Origin of the sequence: Winogradskyella sp. (assembly GCF_003712105.1) — a bacterium.
Classification (GTDB): Bacteria; Bacteroidota; Bacteroidia; order Flavobacteriales; family Flavobacteriaceae; genus Winogradskyella.
In genome coordinates, this window is sequence record NZ_RHLG01000010.1 from 1 (window position 1) to 2,500 (window position 2,500).

The 2,500-nt window shown below is 48.8% G+C and carries 2 rRNA genes (1 of these 2 cut by a window edge); both read right to left on the minus strand.

Annotation, left to right across the window (positions count from 1 at the left end):
* Positions 1–33: 33 nt before the first annotated feature.
* Positions 34–142, minus strand: a 5S ribosomal RNA gene (rrf, locus tag ED556_RS14595).
* Between the two features lie 90 nt (positions 143–232).
* Positions 233–2,500: ribosomal RNA gene (locus ED556_RS14600) — 23S ribosomal RNA — on the minus strand; it runs 551 nt beyond the window's last position.

Consider the following 2,500-nt stretch of genomic DNA (forward strand, 5'->3'; position numbering starts at 1 on the left):
AAAAAATCCTCAACGATTATGTTGAGGATTTAAAAAAGGCGGCGACCTACTCTTCCACAGTAAGCAGTACCATCGGCGCAAACGGGCTTAACTTCTCTGTTCGGAAAGGTAAGAGGTGAGCCCCGTCGCTATAACCACCTTAAATCTTTGTCTTGACTGATTTTGAATCAAGAACTAATATTTTAACATATTGAAAAAACTACATGACTATCATACTCAAAAAAACAGGCTGTACAATAAGCCTACGGGTTATTAGTACTACTCGGCTATGACATTACTGCCTTTACACCTGTAGCCTATCAACGTGGTCATCTCCCACGACCCTTTAAAGAAATCTCATCTTGTGATGGGTTTCGCGCTTATATGCTTTCAGCGCTTATCCCTTCCGAACGTAGCTACCCTGCTATGCCACTGGCGTGACAACAGGTACACTAGAGGTTCGTCCAACTCGGTCCTCTCGTACTAGAGTCAGATTCACTCAAATTTCTAACGCCCACAGTAGATAGAGACCGAACTGTCTCACGACGTTCTGAACCCAGCTCGCGTGCCACTTTAATGGGCGAACAGCCCAACCCTTGGGACCTTCTCCAGCCCCAGGATGTGACGAGCCGACATCGAGGTGCCAAACCCCCCCGTCGATGTGAGCTCTTGGGGGAGATCAGCCTGTTATCCCCGGAGTACCTTTTATCCTTTGAGCGATGGCCCTTCCATACGGAACCACCGGATCACTATGCTCTACTTTCGTACCTGATCGACCTGTATGTCTCTCAGTCAAGCTCCCTTATGCCATTGCACTCTACGCACGGTTACCAAGCGTGCTGAGGGAACCTTTAGAAGCCTCCGTTACTCTTTTGGAGGCGACCACCCCAGTCAAACTACCCACCAAGCACTGTCCTTCCATCGGAAGTTAGACTCTAGATAAGCAAAGGGTGGTATTTCAACAATGACTCCACAACGCCTGGCGACGCCACTTCAAAGTCTCCCACCTATCCTACACATTACTTATCCAAAGCCAATACTAAGCTATAGTAAAGGTTCACGGGGTCTTTTCGTCCCACTGCGGGTAATCGGCATCTTCACCGATACTACAATTTCACCGAGCTCATGGCTGAGACAGTGTCCAGATCGTTACACCATTCGTGCAGGTCGGAACTTACCCGACAAGGAATTTCGCTACCTTAGGACCGTTATAGTTACGGCCGCCGTTTACTGGGGCTTCATTTTAGATCTTCGCCGAAGCTAAACCCTCCACTTAACCTTCCAGCACCGGGCAGGTGTCAGGCCCTATACATCATCTTTCGATTTAGCAGAGCCCTGTGTTTTTGATAAACAGTCGCCTGGACCTTTTCACTGCGGCCCATCCGGAGATGGGCGACGCTTCTCCCGAAGTTACGCGTCTATTTTGCCTAGTTCCTTAGCCATGAATCTCTCGAGCTCCTTAGAATTCTCATCCCAACTACCTGTGTCGGTTTACGGTACGGGCTGCTTCAATCGCTTTTCTTGGAAGTCGCTTCTCTGGATTATCACCGCGGCCGTAGCCTTAGTGTACTATCGCGGTATTACTACTCGCTTCAACGTGCTATTCCGTCAGCACGCACCAAATATACGCCTCCGTCACTTTTATCTTGAGCAGGTACGGGAATATTAACCCGTTGTCCATCCACTACCCCTTTCGGGTTCGCGTTAGGTCCCGACTAACCCTCAGCTGATTAGCATAGCTGAGGAAACCTTAGTCTTTCGGAGTGCGGGTTTCTCGCCCGCATTATCGTTACTTATGCCTACATTTTCTTTTGTAGCTTCTCCAGCATACCTCGCAGTACACCTTCGACGACACTACAATGCTCCCCTACCACTTATAAAGTCCATAGCTTCGGTAGTATGTTTATGCCCGATTATTATCCATGCCGAACCGCTCGACTAGTGAGCTGTTACGCACTCTTTAAATGAATGGCTGCTTCCAAGCCAACATCCTAGCTGTCTAAGCAGTTCAACCTCGTTTATTCAACTTAACATACATTTGGGGACCTTAGCTGATGGTCTGGGTTCTTTCCCTCTCGGACATGGACCTTAGCACCCATGCCCTCACTGCATTACATCATTTTATAGCATTCGGAGTTTGTCAGGAATTGGTAGGCGGTGAAGCCCCCGCATCCAATCAGTAGCTCTACCTCTATAAAACTAATAATACGCTGCACCTAAATGCATTTCGGGGAGTACGAGCTATTTCCGAGTTTGATTGGCCTTTCACCCCTACCCACAGGTCATCCGAAGACTTTTCAACGTCAACCGGTTCGGGCCTCCACTGTGTGTTACCACAGCTTCACCCTGCCCATGGGTAGATCACACGGTTTCGCGTCTACCACTACTAACTATAGCGCCCTATTCAGACTCGCTTTCGCTACGGATTCGCACCTGAAGTGCTTAACCTTGCTAGCAACGGTAACTCGTAGGCTCATTATGCAAAAGGCACGCCGTCACGGATAAATCCGCTCCGACCGCT